Source organism: Aeromonas enterica, assembly GCF_054052465.1.
In genome coordinates this window covers 1-16,155 of sequence record NZ_JBSTYL010000047.1, presented here as the reverse complement: position 1 = coordinate 16,155, position 16,155 = coordinate 1, and the positions used below count along the sequence as shown (strand labels likewise).

At 58.5% G+C, this 16,155-nt stretch carries 13 protein-coding genes and 6 tRNA genes; 4 read left to right on the top strand and 15 right to left on the bottom strand.

Going from position 1 to position 16,155, the window contains the following annotated elements:
* Nucleotides 1–130: 130 nt before the first annotated feature.
* The 12 genes from ACW5XD_RS23585 to ACW5XD_RS23530 all read right to left on the bottom strand — a co-directional run bounded on the left by ACW5XD_RS23585 (nt 131) and on the right by ACW5XD_RS23530 (nt 7,889).
* Nucleotides 131–207: transfer RNA gene (locus tag ACW5XD_RS23585), tRNA-Arg, on the bottom strand.
* Between the two features lie 28 nt (nt 208–235).
* Nucleotides 236–312: transfer RNA gene (locus tag ACW5XD_RS23580), tRNA-Arg, on the bottom strand.
* 27 nt (nt 313–339) lie between these two features.
* Nucleotides 340–416 (bottom strand) — tRNA-Arg (locus tag ACW5XD_RS23575).
* A gap of 26 nt (nt 417–442) precedes the next feature.
* Nucleotides 443–519: transfer RNA gene (locus ACW5XD_RS23570), tRNA-Arg, on the bottom strand.
* A 100-nt stretch (nt 520–619) separates the two neighbouring features.
* A tRNA-Arg gene (locus ACW5XD_RS23565) sits at nt 620–696 on the bottom strand.
* A 3-nt stretch (nt 697–699) separates the two neighbouring features.
* Nucleotides 700–792 (bottom strand) — tRNA-Ser (locus tag ACW5XD_RS23560).
* Between the two features lie 212 nt (nt 793–1,004).
* Nucleotides 1,005–1,193, bottom strand: a complete 189-nt coding sequence (gene csrA / locus ACW5XD_RS23555) for a carbon storage regulator CsrA (RefSeq protein ID WP_005315760.1) — start codon at nt 1,191–1,193, stop codon at nt 1,005–1,007.
* 93 nt (nt 1,194–1,286) lie between these two features.
* Nucleotides 1,287–2,534 carry an aspartate kinase gene (locus tag ACW5XD_RS23550; protein ID WP_456496973.1) on the bottom strand — a complete coding sequence of 416 codons (1,248 nt, stop codon included), beginning with the start codon at nt 2,532–2,534 and terminating at the stop codon, nt 1,287–1,289.
* A 16-nt stretch (nt 2,535–2,550) separates the two neighbouring features.
* Nucleotides 2,551–5,175 carry an alanine--tRNA ligase gene (gene alaS / locus ACW5XD_RS23545; RefSeq protein WP_456496972.1) on the bottom strand — a complete coding sequence of 875 codons (2,625 nt, stop codon included), beginning with the start codon at nt 5,173–5,175 and terminating at the stop codon, nt 2,551–2,553.
* A gap of 547 nt (nt 5,176–5,722) precedes the next feature.
* The gene (locus tag ACW5XD_RS23540; protein ID WP_456496971.1) at nt 5,723–6,226 is read right to left on the bottom strand and encodes a regulatory protein RecX; all 504 of its coding nucleotides are present in this window, start codon (nt 6,224–6,226) and stop codon (nt 5,723–5,725) included.
* Between the two features lie 35 nt (nt 6,227–6,261).
* Entirely contained in the window at nt 6,262–7,317 is a 1,056-nt protein-coding gene (gene recA, locus ACW5XD_RS23535; protein WP_456496970.1) for a recombinase RecA, read from the bottom strand.
* An 80-nt stretch (nt 7,318–7,397) separates the two neighbouring features.
* A complete protein-coding gene (locus tag ACW5XD_RS23530; protein WP_456496969.1) occupies nt 7,398–7,889 on the bottom strand; it encodes a CinA family protein in 492 nt (163 codons plus the stop codon).
* A 205-nt stretch (nt 7,890–8,094) separates the two neighbouring features.
* Between ACW5XD_RS23530 and ACW5XD_RS23525 the strand changes: the two genes are divergently transcribed.
* Together ACW5XD_RS23525 and mutS are read left to right on the top strand one after the other, a co-directional pair.
* Nucleotides 8,095–8,502, top strand: coding sequence for a Spy/CpxP family protein refolding chaperone (locus ACW5XD_RS23525; protein ID WP_456496968.1), 408 nt, complete (start codon nt 8,095–8,097; stop codon nt 8,500–8,502).
* Nucleotides 8,503–8,818: 316 nt separating this feature from the next.
* Nucleotides 8,819–11,410 carry a DNA mismatch repair protein MutS gene (mutS, locus tag ACW5XD_RS23520; protein WP_456496967.1) on the top strand — a complete coding sequence of 864 codons (2,592 nt, stop codon included), beginning with the start codon at nt 8,819–8,821 and terminating at the stop codon, nt 11,408–11,410.
* A gap of 87 nt (nt 11,411–11,497) precedes the next feature.
* Here the strand turns inward: mutS and ACW5XD_RS23515 are convergent, their stop codons facing one another.
* Together ACW5XD_RS23515 and ACW5XD_RS23510 are read right to left on the bottom strand one after the other, a co-directional pair.
* Complete coding sequence (locus ACW5XD_RS23515) at nt 11,498–13,096, bottom strand: BCCT family transporter (protein ID WP_456496966.1); 1,599 nt, start codon at nt 13,094–13,096, stop codon at nt 11,498–11,500.
* Nucleotides 13,097–13,105: 9 nt separating this feature from the next.
* Nucleotides 13,106–13,633 (bottom strand): hypothetical protein, encoded by a 528-nt coding sequence (locus ACW5XD_RS23510; protein ID WP_456496974.1) that lies wholly within the window; start codon nt 13,631–13,633, stop codon nt 13,106–13,108.
* A 163-nt stretch (nt 13,634–13,796) separates the two neighbouring features.
* On the opposite strand from ACW5XD_RS23510, the gene ACW5XD_RS23505 reads away from it, so the two are divergent.
* Nucleotides 13,797–14,276, top strand: a complete 480-nt coding sequence (locus ACW5XD_RS23505; RefSeq protein ID WP_241344178.1) for a MarR family winged helix-turn-helix transcriptional regulator — start codon at nt 13,797–13,799, stop codon at nt 14,274–14,276.
* Between the two features lie 83 nt (nt 14,277–14,359).
* Here ACW5XD_RS23505 and ACW5XD_RS23500 read toward each other — a convergent pair whose 3' ends face one another.
* A complete protein-coding gene (locus tag ACW5XD_RS23500) occupies nt 14,360–14,941 on the bottom strand; it encodes a YjaG family protein (RefSeq protein WP_456496965.1) in 582 nt (193 codons plus the stop codon).
* 162 nt (nt 14,942–15,103) lie between these two features.
* On the opposite strand from ACW5XD_RS23500, the gene ACW5XD_RS23495 reads away from it, so the two are divergent.
* The gene (locus ACW5XD_RS23495) at nt 15,104–16,048 is read left to right on the top strand and encodes a D-2-hydroxyacid dehydrogenase (RefSeq protein ID WP_456496964.1); all 945 of its coding nucleotides are present in this window, start codon (nt 15,104–15,106) and stop codon (nt 16,046–16,048) included.
* Nucleotides 16,049–16,155: the final 107 nt, after the last annotated feature.

Below are 16,155 nucleotides of genomic sequence, written 5' to 3'. Positions count from 1 at the left end.
TGCTGGAGCGTTACGGAAGGGGTGTGAATATCAAAGCGTGTTTGCATGAGGCGCTGGGGCACCCCATGCAACACGTAATTGGGACATAGCCATAAAAAAACAGCCCCGACCGAAGTCGAGGCTGTCTGTTTGGTGCGCCCGAGAGGATTCGAACCTCTGACCACCTGGTTCGTAGCCAGGTACTCTATCCAGCTGAGCTACGGGCGCTCATCAACTTTTGGTACTGCTTGAAATATGGTGCGCCCGAGAGGATTCGAACCTCTGACCACCTGGTTCGTAGCCAGGTACTCTATCCAGCTGAGCTACGGGCGCTCACAAACTTTGGTACTGCTTTAAAAATGGTGCGCCCGAGAGGATTCGAACCTCTGACCACCTGGTTCGTAGCCAGGTACTCTATCCAGCTGAGCTACGGGCGCTCATAAATTTGTAATATTGCTTTAAATGGTGCGCCCGGGAGGATTCGAACCTCCGACCACCTGGTTCGTAGCCAGGTACTCTATCCAGCTGAGCTACGGGCGCCCTGATTTAAAACGATAAAAAAAGCTTACTTATCAGTAAGCCTTTTCCAAAGTGCCGACTTGCTGATGGTCAACACATGACTCTTGCTTGAGTCGTAATATGGTGCGCCCGGGAGGATTCGAACCTCCGACCACCTGGTTCGTAGCCAGGTACTCTATCCAGCTGAGCTACGGGCGCAAATGGCGGAGAAGGGGGGATTCGAACCCCCGATGCGGGTATAAGCCGCATACTCCCTTAGCAGGGGAGCGCCTTCAGCCTCTCGGCCACCTCTCCGTTTGCGGGGCTGATAATACTTCACAGGGATTTTTAGTCAAACACTTTTTTGGAGAAAAAAGCGTGTTCGCTCAGCATTTGGTCAAAGCGTGGAATATTCAAACAATATCAGTACTTATCCCGCAGTTTAGTGCCTTGCAGACCGATTTCCGGGACACGGAAAAACAAAAGGCGACACAGAGGTGTCGCCTTCAAGCAGCTATCGATGCGGCTTAGAAATTCGGTTGGCCCGGAACTTTCTCGGCCTGTATCCGCATGTAGATCTCTTCGCGGTGCACGGAGACCTCTTTCGGTGCGTTCACACCGATACGAACCTGATTGCCTTTAACGCCCAGTACGGTGACAGTCACTTCGTCACCAATCATCAGGGTTTCCCCTACACGACGAGTCAAAATAAGCATTCGCTTGCTCCTGTATCCTGTTTTGTATTTATATCGATATGCGACATTATCTTACAAAGATACCGATATGGTAAATGGTTGAAACTAAATCAATCAGGGATTGTTACCCAAGGGCTGCTCATGAGGCTCATTATCCAGCCCAAAAGCGGCGTGCAACGCGCGCACCGCCAGCTCCAGGTACTTCTCGTCAATCACCACGGATATTTTGATTTCAGAGGTGGAAATCAACTGCATGTTGATCCCCTCCTCGCCCAATACCTTGAACATGGTGCGGGCGACACCAGGATGATTCCACATGCCGACGCCGACGATGGACACCTTGGCTATCTCGCCGTTGCCCTGCACACAGGCGGCTCCCAGCTCGCTGGCAGTCTCCTCCAGCAGGGCTCGCGCCCGACGATAGTCATCACGATTCACCGTGAAGGTGAAATCGGCGGTGCCATCTCCCAGAGTGTTCTGCACTATCATGTCGACATCAATGTTGGCATCGCTGATCGGATTCAGGATCTGCGCCGCCACAGTGGGCCGGTCCGGCACACCCAGAATAGTCAGGCTGGCCTCGTTGCGATTGAACGCAATCCCGGATACCAGGGGAGCTTCCATCCTCTCACCTCCATATGTGATTAAAGTTCCCTCTCCATCGACAAAGCTCGACAGTACCCGTAGTGGCACGCAGTACTTGCCCGCGAACTCCACCGAACGGATCTGCAGCACCTTGGCCCCCAGACTCGCCATCTCCAGCATCTCTTCAAAGGTGATGGTGGAGAGACGACGGGCCTTGGGCTCGATGCGCGGATCCGTGGTATAGACCCCATCCACATCGGTAAAGATCTGGCATTCATCGGCCTTGATGGCTGCCGCTACCGCGACTGCCGTGGTATCCGAACCACCGCGCCCCAGCGTCGTGATGGCGTTGTGCTCATCACGGCCCTGGAATCCGGCGATCACCACCACCTTGCCCGCGCCCAACGCCGCCTGAACCTGATCGGTGTCGATATGGCTGATGCGCGCCTTGCCATAGGCTGAGTCGGTATGAATGCGCACCTGATCGCCGGTCATCGAGACTGCGGGACAACCGCGTTTGTTCAACGCGATCGCCAGCAGCGCTATGGTGACCTGCTCACCGGTGGAGACCAGCACATCCATCTCGCGCCGGTTGGCATCCGGATCCAGCTGCTGGGCCATGCCCAGCAACCGGTTGGTTTCGCCCGACATGGCGGAGACAACCACCACCACGTCATGTCCCTGGGCGCGGGTCTGCTCAACCCGCTCAGCCACCGCCTCAATCCGCTCCAGCGTGCCGACCGAGGTGCCGCCGTACTTCTGTACATAGAGTGCCACAGATCACCTCGCCCGATTACAGGCGCTCTTCCAGCCAGGAGTGAACAGATTGCAGTGCCGCAGGCACAGCTTCCGGCTGGGTACCACCCGCCTGAGCCATGTCGGGACGACCACCGCCTTTGCCGCCTACCTGCTGGGCCACCAGATTGACCAGCTCACCGGCCTTCACCTTGGCGGTCAGGTCACTGGTGACACCGGCGATCAGATTGACCTTGTCATCGCTGCTGGTTGCCAGCAACACGACGCCGGACTTCATCCGATTCTTCAGCTCGTCCAGCATGCCACGCAGTGACTTGGGATCAGCCCCTTCCAACGCGGCAATCAGTACCTTCTGGCCATTTATTTCGATCACCTTGCTCAGCAGGTCGCTACCGGCCTGAGCCGCCAGCTTGGCCTTCAGCTGCTCCAGTTCACGCTCCATCATCTTGGACTTGTCCAGCAGCTGGCGCACCTTGCTGCCGATGGAGAACTGATCTCCTTTCACCAGCGCGGCGGCCTCTTCAAACTGCTCTGCCAGCTGGTGCATGAAATCGATGGCGCCCTTGCCGGTCACCGCTTCGATACGACGCACACCCGCTGCAATACCGCTCTCGGCAATGATCTTGAAGAAACCGATGTCACCAGTGCGCTTGGCGTGAGTACCGCCGCACAGCTCGGTGGAATAGTCGCCCATGCGTACTACGCGCACGTCGTCTTCGTATTTTTCGCCAAACAGCGCCATGGCACCGGCCGACTTGGCCGTTTCCAGATCCATCACCTGGGTAACGACATCGTGGTTGGCACGGATCTGGGCGTTGACCAGTTCTTCAATGCGACGAATGGTCGCCATGGTCAAGCCTTCGAAGTGGGAGAAGTCAAAGCGCATGCGCTCGGCCCCCACCAGAGAACCCTTCTGGGTCACGTGATCCCCCAGCGCCTGGCGCAGGGCCGCATGCAGCAGGTGGGTCACAGAGTGGTTCAGGGCCACGGCCTGACGGCGCTCGCCATCGACCACGGCTTCGACCTCGGCGCCCTTCTCCAGGGTGCCCAGCTCCAGATATCCTTTGTGAATGATGGCCTTGCCCGCTTTCTGGGTGTCGGTCACGGCGAAGATGCCGTCATCTACCTTGAGGATACCGCTGTCACCCACCTGACCGCCGGACTCGGCATAGAAGGGGGTTTCGGCCAGCACTACCACGGCCTCTTCACCTGAGATGAGGCCGTTCACTTCGACGCCATCCTTGTAGATGCCGACGACGGTCGTCTTCTGACTCAGCTGCTTGTAACCGGTAAACGGGGTCTCGAAGTCGAGCTTGAGCACCTCGTTGTAGTTCACACCAAAGCTGGAGGCCTCTTTCGCGCGGGCGCGCTGCTTCTCCATCTCGGCATTGAAGCCCTCTTCGTCGATACCAATCTCGCGCTCGCGCACCACATCGGCGGTCAAATCAGCCGGGAAGCCATAGGTGTCATACAGCTTGAACACCACATCACCCGGGATGATCTTGGCATCACCCAGGTTGGTCAACACGTCTTCCAGCAGCAGCAGGCCGCGATCCAGAGTACGAACGAACTGCTCCTCCTCAATGCGCAGCACGCGCTCGACCAGCGGCAGTTGGGCGATCAGCTCGGCCGCCACGTCTTTCATCTGCACGGCCAGTTCGGCGGCCAGCTTGTAGAAGAACACCTCGGTGGCACCCAGCTTGCGACCGTGACGCACGGCGCGGCGGATGATGCGACGCAGCACATAGCCGCGGCCCTCGTTGGAGGGCATGACACCGTCCGCCACCAGGAAGGCGCAGGAGCGGATGTGGTCGGCGATGACGCGCAGGGACTGATTGCTCAGATCCGTGGTGCCGACGATCTCGGCAGCCTTCTTGATCAGCGCCTGGAAGATGTCGATCTCGTAGTTGGAATGGACGCCTTGCATGATGGCGGAGATACGCTCCAGACCCATGCCGGTATCCACGGACGGACGGGGCAGCGGCTCCATGGTGCCGTCTGCCTGACGGTTGAACTGCATGAAGACCACGTTCCAGATCTCGATGAAACGGTCGCCATCCTCTTCCGGTGAACCGGGAGGGCCACCCCAGAGGTGATCGCCGTGGTCATAGAAGATCTCGGTGCAGGGGCCGCACGGACCTGTATCACCCATCTGCCAGAAGTTATCGGAAGCAAACGGAGCACCCTTGTTGTCGCCAATGCGCACAATGCGCTCGACTGGCACACCCACTTCGTTTGCCCAGATGTTGAAGGCTTCATCATCCGTTTCATATACGGTGACCAACAGGCGCTCTTTGGGCAGCTTGAGGGTCCCGGTCAGGAATTCCCAGGCAAAACGGATAGCGTCCTGCTTGAAGTAGTCACCGAAGCTGAAGTTGCCCAGCATCTCGAAGAAGGTATGGTGACGAGCGGTATAGCCGACGTTTTCCAGGTCATTGTGCTTGCCGCCAGCCCGCACACAACGCTGGGCCGTGGTGGCTCGGTTATAGGCACGCTTGTCGGCGCCAAGGAATACATCCTTGAACTGGTTCATACCTGCGTTGGTGAACAGCAGGGTTGGGTCGTTATGCGGTACCAGCGAGCTGGAGGAGACAACCTGGTGCCCCTGGGAGCGGAAATACTCGAGGAACGCTGAGCGTAACTCTGACGTGGACATATACATGGAAAATCCTGCTTGATTCGAATACGGACTTTTAACCGCATTAATGTAAGTTTTCTACGGGGTAAAGTAAAACTTACCAGCCCGTGACGGGTGAAAAAGCGCGCATAATGTTGTGTTGGCAAACAAGGGAGGCAAACCTGCCGTTTTTATCGGGGAAATGTAGTCAGCAGCGGGAGGATTTTCAGGCTCGAACCCGAGGGTCTATCACCCCAGCGGTATGCCGGCTACCGGCGATTCGGCCAGCCATAGCGGAATAGCGTGCAGATGAGGCTGTGTTGCGCATCCGATGGCACTCATGGTCCGCGCGGGTTGCATGCCTGATAAGGAGCCCGTGCAATGCAAGCACAGAGAAGGAAGGAACGAGGTGCACCCAAGAGTAGTTCAGGAAAAGCGCCGGGCAGTGAAGGTATGGGTGTGGCAAGCCTCTCGATAACCAAAGTGGTGAGGCCAGGTACGATAGCCATCCGCCCAAGAGCCATGACCACGAGCCGCCCAAGCCCCCTCTTCAAGCCGTGTTCCTGGCGACCCATTCAACCGAAGCACCATGTCAGGCACACAGCTCCATCATGGCAGCGATGGCATAACGGGCCTGCTCCTGGTTGAATCCGCGTCCCAGCAGATACTTGATCCACTTCATCCGCAACTTGAAATCACCCAGATCACTGACTCTGGCCCGTCGTTGCAGCAATTCAAAGGCCAACTCGAACCAGTCCAGCTCGGGTTGCTCGAATGCGGCTTCGATCTGCGCATCACTCAATCCCTTGCGGCGCAGATCGAAGCGGATCTTGATAGGGCCATGCCCCTTGGTCGCACCAGCTCGTACTGCCATGGCGCCATAACGCTCGTCATCGACCCAGCTGTAGCCGCGACAGTAGTCGAGCACCGCCTCGATCGCCTCGTCATTGAAACCCTGCTTGCGCAGCCGGTTGGCCAGCTCCGACTCGGCGCTTTCGCGGCGGGCCAGGCTTCGCATGGCGAAGGCTCTGGCGGCGGCAGACTGCTCTTCGAAGGAGAGTTCAGGGGGCTCGCTGGGAGTAGATATATCAGCCATAAATGACAAGGCCGGGGGTTAGCCCGGCCTTCCTGTTATTCGAACTCTTGTTCGCTTTCGGCTTCGAGCTCGTCAGCCGCCACCGGCTTCTCGGCCGGCGCATCCCCGGAGAGCAGCAGCTCACGCAGTCTGGCTTCGACCTCGGCCGCCATCGCCTTGTTCTCGGAAAAGAGCTTCATCACGTTGGCCTTGCCCTGACCAATCTTCTCGCCGTTGTAGCTGTACCAGGCACCGGCCTTGTCGATCAGCTTGTGCTTGACGCCCAGATCCACCAGCTCGCCCTCCTTGGAGATACCGACGCCGTAGAAGATCTGGAATTCAGCCTGCTTGAAGGGAGGCGCGACCTTGTTTTTGACCACCTTGACGCGGGTCTCGTTACCGACCACTTCGTCACCTTCCTTGATGGCACCGATACGACGGATATCCAGACGAACGGAGGCGTAAAACTTGAGCGCGTTACCACCGGTAGTGGTCTCCGGGCTGCCGAACATGACGCCGATCTTCATCCGGATCTGGTTGATGAAGATGCACAGGCAATTGGCATTCTTGATGTTGGCGGTCAGCTTGCGCAGCGCCTGGGACATCAGACGGGCCTGCAGGCCGACGTGGGAGTCACCCATTTCCCCTTCGATTTCCGCTTTCGGTGTCAGGGCCGCCACCGAGTCGACGATGATGACGTCAACGGCGTTGGAGCGAACCAGCATGTCGCAGATTTCCAGCGCCTGCTCACCCGTATCCGGTTGGGAGATCAGCAGGTCGTCGACGTTGACGCCCAGCTTGGCGGCATAGATGGGGTCGAGGGCGTGTTCCGCATCGATAAAGGCACAGACCTTGCCCTTCTTCTGGGCTTCCGCAATCACCTGCAGGGTGAGGGTGGTTTTACCGGAAGATTCCGGGCCGTAGATCTCGACGATACGACCACACGGCAAGCCGCCGATGCCCAGCGCCACGTCCAGAGAGAGGGAACCGGTAGAGATGGCTTCGATATCCATGGTCTTGCTGTCGCCCAGACGCATGATGGAACCTTTGCCGAACTGCTTTTCAATCTGACCCAGCGCAGCCGCCAGTGCCTTCTGTTTGTTCTGATCCATGCCAATCTCCGCTGGAAATCGTGAGTAAGAAGTGAAGTTGGGCTAAGTATACTGTCTATTCATACAGTATCAAGCCCAATTTATCTGAGCAGGGCCAACAAACCGGACAGCGCTTGCCTGACTGCCTGCTGGCGCACCTGCCGGCGGTCCCCGTCGAAGCGGGCCAGCAAAGAGTGATGACGACCGCTGCGATCCGCCCAGGCGAACCAGACTGTGCCGACCGGTTTGTCCTCCGTGGCGCCGCCGGGACCGGCAATGCCGCTGATGGCGACACTGATCGCGGCTGACGAGTTCACCAAGGCACCACGGGCCATTTCCAGCACCACCGCCTCGCTCACGGCGCCCTGTTCCCGCAGGCTCCGGTCGCTCACCCCCAGCATCTGCTGCTTGGCCTCATTGGTGTAGGTGACGAAACCGCGATCAAACCAACCTGAGCTGCCGGCAATGTCTGTGATGGCCGTGGCTACCCCGCCACCAGTACAGGATTCAGCGGTGGCCGCCAGCCAACCACGCTGGCTCAGGGCCAGGCCCAGCTCGGTGGCGATGTGCTCTATTTCAGCGTCCAGTTTCATTCCGCCTCCCTTGTTTGTTGCAGGAGCTCATTATGCGATCCCCCCTCAGCCCTCGCAACCAACCACATTCTCGGCATGATCACTACGAGCCCGAAAGACAGCGCTAAATAACATGGAGATGTTATTACGTTGTAAGCCCCGGTACAGGGAAGCGCCATACAATCGACTGGCACCGCCACGTTTTGCGGTTCTCAGGAGAAAGTCCATGAAAAAACATTTCCAAATCGCCGCCGCAGCCTTGGCGATCTGCTTTGCCAGCAACACATTTGCCAGCGAAAGTAGCCCTGAGCTGCAAACCGAGTCCACACTGGCAAAAGAGCTCAACCTGTCCAGCGAGCAGATGACCAAAATCAAAAAATTGCGCGAGGAAGCGACCAAAGATCTGAGTGCGGTCAAGCTGGATTCGATTGGCCAAGACGTCATCGTCAACATGATCAAGTCCGGCAAGTGGGATGAAGCCGCCGCCAAGCAGCAGTTGCAAACCATCAGCAATATCCAGGCCGAGGTCCGCTATCATCGCGCCCACTATCTATTTGCCGTGAGCAAGGTGCTCACGCCCGAGCAGAAGAGCAAGTTGCAAACGATGCTGAACGATAGCGAGGCCATGTACTAAGGGCATTCTCTCGCTTTTTAGACTGTCCCCCTTACTTCCTTGAGCAAGGGGGATGACCGGGCGCTGCCGCATCACCACGTGCAAATGGCAACCCCCAACCCGTCGCAGACCAAACCCACACAGGTTTTGATTGCCCCCTCTTCTCCTATCTCTCTCACATCCATCAGCGCTTCCGATCTGACGCAACCCCCGTTCACCTTGTCTCACCTCGATATAACCTCCCACCATGTGGTCGTCACCATGTAGAATGTCCCCCCATAAATTCAGCATGCTGACAATAGACACTGGCCCACAGAAGTACCTTCTGGAATAGAACATGACCGCACAACACCAAGCCAGCGGCGCCACCAGCGCAGCCCCCGGCGCCAATCTGAGCGCCCACACGCCCATGATGCAGCAGTACCTTGGCCTCAAGGCCGAGAACCCGGAGATCCTGCTGTTCTACCGGATGGGCGACTTCTATGAGCTGTTCTACGACGATGCCCGCAAGGCTTCGCAGCTGCTCGATATCTCCCTGACCAAACGCGGCCAGTCGGCGGGCAGCCCCATCCCCATGGCGGGGGTGCCCTATCATGCCATCGAGGGCTATCTGGCCAAGCTGGTGCAGCTCGGCGAATCTGCCGCCATCTGCGAGCAGGTGGGGGATCCCGCCACCAGCAAGGGGCCGGTGGAGCGCAAGGTCATTCGTATCATCACTCCGGGTACCGTCTCCGACGAAGCGCTGCTGAGTGAGCGCCAGGACAACCTGATCGCCGCCGTTTACCACGATGGCCGCCGCTTCGGCTACGGCACCATGGACATCGGCTCCGGCCGCTTCTTCATCAACCAGTTCGACAAGGAAGAGACCCTGCTGGCGGAGTTGCAGCGCACCAATCCAGCCGAGCTGCTCTATCCCGAATCCTTCGAGTTTCTGCACCACGTCGAGGGTCGCCGAGGCCTGCGCCGTCGCCCCGAGTGGGAGTTCGAGCTGGGCACTGCCCGCAAACTGCTGTGTCAGCAGTTCGGTACTCAGGATCTGGTGGGCTTTGGTGTCGACCAGAGCGAGACCGCCCTGTGCGCCGCCGGCTGCCTGATGCAGTACGTCAAGGACACCCAGCGCACCGCCCTGCCCCATATTCGCAGCGTGCGCCTCGAGCAGCCCGATCATGCGGTCATCATGGATGCCGCCACCCGTCGCAATCTGGAGCTGACCCAGAATCTGGCGGGTGGGTATGAAAATACCCTGGCCGAAGTGCTAGATCGCACAGCCACTCCCATGGGCAGCCGTTTGCTCAAGCGCTGGATCCACCAGCCGATCCGCGATCGGGTGATCCTCAAAGGGCGCCAGAGCACCATCAAGGAGCTCATCGAGCAGAACCTCTATGACGATCTTGGTAGTCTGCTGCGTCAGGTCGGCGATGTGGAGCGGGTGCTCGCCCGTCTCGCCCTGCGATCTGCCCGTCCGCGCGACCTCACCCGCCTGCGTCAGGCCTTCGCCCAGTTGCCCGAGCTGCAGCGCCTGCTGGCGAATAATGACCACGAAGCGGTGCAACAGCTGAATGAGCGCGCCAGCACCTTCCCCGAGCTGCTGGAGTTACTGGAGCGCGCCGTGATGGAGGTGCCACCGGTGCTGATCCGCGATGGTGGCGTCATCCGTGACGGCTTCAATCAGGAGCTCGACGAGCTGCGGGATCTGGCCAACGGCGCCACCGCCAGCCTCGCCCGCATCGAGGAGCGGGAAAAGCTGCTGACCGGCATCAACACCCTCAAGGTGGGTTACAACAGGGTGCACGGCTTCTATATCGAGGTGAGCCGCGCCAACAGCCATCTGGTGCCGGCCCACTACATACGCCGCCAGACCCTCAAGAACAACGAACGCTACATCATAGACGAGCTGAAAAAGTACGAGGACAAGGTGCTCACCGCCCAGGCTCAGGCGCTGGCACTGGAGAAGCGACTCTACGAAGAGCTGCTCGACACCTTGTTGCCCCACCTCGGCGATCTGCAGGAATCGGCCGCCGCGCTGGCGGAGCTGGATGTGCTGGCCAACCTGGCGGAGCGAGCCGAAACCCTGGACTACCGCTGCCCCACCCTGATCGATGAGGATCAGATCCTGATCGAGGCGGGCCGCCACCCCGTGGTGGAGCAGGTGATGAGCGCTCCCTTTATTGCCAACCCCATCCGGCTTGAGCGGGAACGGCGGATGCTGATCATCACCGGCCCCAACATGGGCGGTAAATCCACCTATATGCGCCAGACCGCGCTGATCGTACTGCTGGCCCATATCGGCGCCTTCGTCCCGGCCGACAGCGCCCGCATCGGCCCCATCGACCGCATCTTCACCCGCATCGGGGCATCGGACGACTTAGCTTCGGGAAGATCCACCTTCATGGTGGAGATGACCGAGACCGCCAACATCCTCAACAACGCCACCGCCCGCAGTCTGGTGTTGATGGACGAGATTGGCCGCGGCACCAGCACCTACGACGGCCTCTCGCTGGCGTGGGCCTGTGCCGAGCAACTGGCGAGCAAAATTGGCGCTTACACCCTGTTCGCCACCCACTACTTCGAGCTGACCCGGCTGCCGGAGCTGATGGACGGGCTGGCCAACGTCCACCTCGATGCGGTGGAGCACGGCGACACCATCGCCTTTATGCACGCGGTGCAGGAAGGGGCGGCCAGCCGCTCCTACGGTCTGCAGGTCGCAGCGCTGGCGGGAGTGCCGAAATCGGTGATCCAGCAGGCCCGTCACAAACTGCACGAGCTGGAAAGCGCCACCCCGGTGGCCGCCGGTGAAACACGCCCGACAGTGGTGACGCTGGCGCCCCAGACCCATCCGGTGGTAGATGAGCTGGAAGCGGTGCGCCCGGACGAGCTCACCCCCCGTCAGGCACTCGATCTGCTCTACCGCCTCAAGCAGATGTTGTAAACATCGGCCGCTGAGCACAAGGAAGAGCAATGAGAAAGGGGAACCTCGCGGTTCCCCTTTCGTTTTGCACTGTTTGCCACAGCGTGGTCAGGCCGGGCCTATGCGATCCAGCAGGCTCAGGTTGACTGAACCGGGATGACGCTTGAGCTTCTGCCGGTACTCGAACTGGTGCTGACTCTCCTGCTTGAGCCCCAGTATCAGCGAATAGCACATGGCCAACATGATCAGCGAGAACGGCAGCGCAGCTATGATGCTGGCCGCCTGCAGTGCCGCCAGTCCACCGGAGACCAGCAAGATTGCCGCCACCAGTCCCTGCCCCAGACCCCAGATGGCGCGGTGCAGCACGGGAGGATCCTGATCGCCGATGGAGAGCAGCGTCGTAATCACGAGCGTACCCGAATCGCTGGAGGTGATGAAGTAAGTACAGATGAGCAGGGTCAATACCCCCTTGGCGATCCAGCCGAAGGTGTCCCAATGCAGCAGTTCCACCGTCTGGTAGAGCGCCAGAGTGACATCCTTGTTCACTGCCGCCACCACGCCACCGCCACCAAATAGCTCCAGGTTCATGGCAGTACCGCCAAACACGGTCAACCAGAACATGCCGAGCAGGGAGGGGACCAACAGCACACCGAGTACAAACTCACGTATGGTACGGCCCTTGGAGATACGAGCGATAAACATGCCGACAAACGGCGCCCACGCAATCCACCAGCCCCAGTAGAAGGCGGTCCAGCTCGATTGCCAGGCCGAGGTGCCATTGGCTTCGGTGTTGGTCCAGAAGCTGAGCTTGACGATGTTTTGCAGGTAGTCGCCAATATTCTGCACATAGGCGTTGAGAATATAAGTGGTCGGCCCCAGCACCAGAAAGAGCGCAAGCACAAAGACGCTCAGCCAGATGTTGAGCTCGGAGAGCAGCTTGACCCCACGTCCCACGCCTGAGACCGCCGACAGGGTCGCGATCAGGCTGATGCCACCGATGAGCCACAGCTGGTTGGTTTGCGACACCGCCATGCCGAACATCTGGTTGAGGCCGGTATTCATCTGGGAGACACCAAGACCAAGGGAGGTCGCCACCCCGAACACGGTACCGAACACCGCCAGCACGTCGGCGGCATGACCCCAGAAACCGTAGATCCGCTCACCAAGAATGGGATAGAGCACGGAGCGAATGGCCAGCGGCAACTTGCGGCGATAACTGAAGAAGGCCAGCGACAGGCCGACGATCACATAGATGGCCCAAGGGTGCAGACCCCAGTGGAAGAAGGTGAGGCGCATGGCGATCTGGGCCGCCTCCGGGGTCATGCCTTCGGTGATGAAGGGGTTGCCCTGCAGGTGGTTCATGGGCTCGGCGATGCTCCAGAACACCAGACCTATGCCCATACCTGCGCTGAACAGCATGGAGAACCAGGCAAAATAGCCGAACTCCGGTACCTGGTCGTCGTCACCCAGCCGGATGCTGCCAAAGCGGCTGAACATCAGATAGACAGCGAAGAACAGGAACAGGGCGACCACCAGAATGTAGTACCACTTGAACCCGGCGATGATCTGATCCTTGGCCCCGACGAACCAGCTGGCCGCCGTCTCGGGTACAAATACGCCAAATAGCAGGAACAGGGTAATGACGGTGAGTGCCGTCATGGCCATGGTCGGGTTGAGGCCTTTCAATAGCCCTTTGGTTGCTCTCATCTGGCCTCCTTAGTCGTTGTTGAAAAAATCTTCGCCCACATGATCACCGGCACCGCCGATGGCGCGATAAACCATCTGACCTGCGGCCAGTTCACGATGGTCCACCAAAGTGACGGAAGGCTGCCCATTCACGGCGTGGCGCTTGCCAAGGAAGATGGCCATGGGCACCCCCAGATTGGAGATACCACTGGTGATCCAGAGGCGGTTGAAGTCATAGGAGCCGCCAATGAACTCCAGCTGGGCCAGGCCGGTATCAAGGCCGGTCAGATAGAAATTCATGGCACTTTCGTCAGGAAAGAGGTGGACCAGCACATAGGCATAGCGTAATTCGTTCACCAACTCCTTTAGGTTGAAAGAACCAGTCTCACTACAGGAGAGAGGCAGCTCACCATCATAATGGTGCACCTTGAGGGTATTGGGGTCTTCGTCATAGGCGGGTTGATAGCGCACAAACGCTGAGGTATCAGGCAGTTCATAACGTACTCTGACTACCCGTAGCTCGGCAACCAGAGACTTGATGTCCAGATCATTAATCATCATCTCGCTCCTCAAATATCAGGTTAAAATACGGAAAATGCTCGATAACCTAACACAAAAATCATTAGAGCAGAAATCATTACACCAAAAACAATATTGACCTTGTGACGAATTAGGTGGAAAATTTTGCGCCTCTCAACCGCCCCCAAATGACTCACACCCAATGGAAAAACATGATGAAGTGCTGGTCGCATTGCGCCAGATTATTCGTGCCATCGATATGCACTCCAAGCGCTTGATCAAGGAGGCCGGGTTGACATCCCCCCAGCTTTTGCTGCTCAAGGGGATCAACGAACTGGGGCAGATCTCCATGCGTCAGCTGGCGGATCACACCAACATGAGCCAGGCCACCGCGACCACCATCATGGACCGTCTAGAAAGCCGCCAGTTGGTGCAGCGCATCCGCAGTGAAACCGACAAACGCAAGGTTCACGCGACACTCACTGATGCAGGCCGTGCCCTGCTTGCCCAGGCACCGACCCCGCTGCAAGAGAGCTTTATCCAACGTTTCCAGGCGCTGGAAACCTGGGAGCAAGGCCTGTTGCTCTCCTCTTTGCAACGTATCTCGGCCATGATGAACGCCGATGGCATCGATGCCGCCCCCGTGCTGAGTGTGAGACCGCTCACCGAAGAACGGGCATAGAAAAGTTGCGGGCATAAAAAAAGCTCCCGTCGGGAGCTTTTTTTCTATGGGGACTTTTTCGACAGACCCCGTGGCGGTATCTATCACTCGTCCAGGCTGATACCTATGTTGGAGACACCGTCCTGGGCCGCAAAGACCCTGATCGCCAGGATGCGGTCGCTGTCACGCTCATGGGCTACCCGTTTGAGCAGCTCGACCTGAAACTCCAGCTCTGCCTCTATGTACTCGTGCTCGTAGAGTTCCTCTTCAGTCATGTCGCGCTCTTCCAGCATCTCGATGAAACCGGCCACGGTGCCCACTGAGGCGTGGCTCGCATCTTCGGCTTCTTCGCCGACCCGGCAGATCACCGAATTGTAGGCACATCCCAGTGCCACGCAGGCATCCAGCGCCGGATAGGCACCGTAGGATTCAAACTTGCTGGGCTCCGGAATGTAGACTTCAAACGCCTCCAGGATAGCCCCCAGATTGACGCGGGATCCCTTTACCGTCAGGTAGTTCCACATCTGATCCAGCGCGTTGCGAAACGCCTTCGCATCGCCGAAACCGGATGCCTGGGTAAACAGCGCATAGTTGGGGTACATGCGCTCTGCCAGCGCCAGGGTGTAGACGGTCTGTTGCCAAGGCTGTAGCTCGGCCAGTCGCTTATAAAACTTGTCACCAAACACTGGAGTCGGATCCTTTGCAAAATGTGGGGCAGATTGTAGCCCACGAGGGGCCGCGCGAAAATGAAAAAGCGGCCCGGTCGACTATCTTGCCCGATCAACTCGGGTAAGATGAAGACAGAGCGGCCTCTCTCCCGCGCCGCAAATCTGATAAGGAACAAGAGTATGAGTCAACGTACCCTTCTTTTGCTCAGCCAGGACAACGCGCACTACGAGCGCCTGCTCAAGGCGGCCCACCTCCCCCATTTACACATTCTGAGAGCCGACAACCAGAGCGATGGCGAGAAACTGATCGGGGAGGCCCACATACTGATGGCCGAGCCGGCACGAGCCAAACCGCTGCTGGCCAAAGCCAACAAGCTGAGCTGGTTCCAATCCACCTATGCCGGGGTCGACGTGCTGCTGGATGCCAGCTGCCGCCGCGATTATCAACTCACCAATGTGCGCGGTATCTTCGGCCCGCTGATGAGCGAGTATGTTTTCGGCCACCTGCTCAATTTGATGCGTCAACTACCGCTCTACCGGGAACAACAGAAACAACGACTGTGGCAAAGCCACCCGTACCAAGGGCTCAAGGGGCGCACCCTGCTGATCCTGGGCACCGGCAGCATAGGCCAGCACCTGGCGATCACCGGCAAACACTTTGGCATGAAGGTGCTTGGTGTCAGTCGCAGCGGCCATGAGCGGGTAGGTTTCGATCAGGTTTACCAATTACCCGCACTCAACAAGATGCTGACTCAGGCCGATGTCATCGTCAGCGTCCTGCCCGCCACTCGCGAGACCCGTCATCTGTTCACCGCATCCCGTTTCGAGCATTGCAAACCGGGCGCCATCCTGTTCAACGTTGGTCGCGGCAATGCCATCAACGAAGGCGATCTGCTGACCGCCCTGCGCACTGGCAAGCTGGGCATGGCGGTGCTGGATGTGTTCGAGCAGGAGCCCCTGCCCGTCGACAGCCCGCTCTGGGGCCAACCCAACCTCATCATCACGCCGCATAACAGCGCCTACAGCTTCCCCGAGGATGTGGCCCAGATCTTCGTGCGTAATTACATCCGCTTCATTGACGGCCAGCCGCTGGACGGCAAGATAGACTTCGACAAGGGTTACTGATCCCCTGCACATGCCAATGAAAAAGGCTATGTCCCAATTACGTGTTGCATGGGGTGCCCCAGCGCCTCATGCAAACACGCTTTGATATTTACTCCCCTTCCGTAACG

Bases quoted from the DNA above. Each gene is read 5' to 3' on its own strand.
- csrA (WP_005315760.1), bottom strand. From the start codon at position 1,193: ATGCTTATTTTGACTCGTCGTGTAGGGGAAACCCTGATGATTGGTGAC.
- ACW5XD_RS23530 (WP_456496969.1), bottom strand. From the start codon at position 7,889: ATGAAACTGGACGCTGAAATAGAGCACATCGCCACCGAGCTGGGCCTG.
- ACW5XD_RS23505 (WP_241344178.1), top strand. From the start codon at position 13,797: ATGGAAAAACATGATGAAGTGCTGGTCGCATTGCGCCAGATTATTCGT.
- ACW5XD_RS23495 (WP_456496964.1), top strand. From the start codon at position 15,104: ATGAGTCAACGTACCCTTCTTTTGCTCAGCCAGGACAACGCGCACTAC.
- ACW5XD_RS23510 (WP_456496974.1), bottom strand. From the start codon at position 13,633: ATGATTAATGATCTGGACATCAAGTCTCTGGTTGCCGAGCTACGGGTA.
- ACW5XD_RS23525 (WP_456496968.1), top strand. From the start codon at position 8,095: ATGAAAAAACATTTCCAAATCGCCGCCGCAGCCTTGGCGATCTGCTTT.
- ACW5XD_RS23515 (WP_456496966.1), bottom strand. From the start codon at position 13,096: ATGAGAGCAACCAAAGGGCTATTGAAAGGCCTCAACCCGACCATGGCC.
- recA (WP_456496970.1), bottom strand. From the start codon at position 7,317: ATGGATCAGAACAAACAGAAGGCACTGGCGGCTGCGCTGGGTCAGATT.
- alaS (WP_456496972.1), bottom strand. From the start codon at position 5,175: ATGTATATGTCCACGTCAGAGTTACGCTCAGCGTTCCTCGAGTATTTC.
- mutS (WP_456496967.1), top strand. From the start codon at position 8,819: ATGACCGCACAACACCAAGCCAGCGGCGCCACCAGCGCAGCCCCCGGC.
- ACW5XD_RS23540 (WP_456496971.1), bottom strand. From the start codon at position 6,226: ATGGCTGATATATCTACTCCCAGCGAGCCCCCTGAACTCTCCTTCGAA.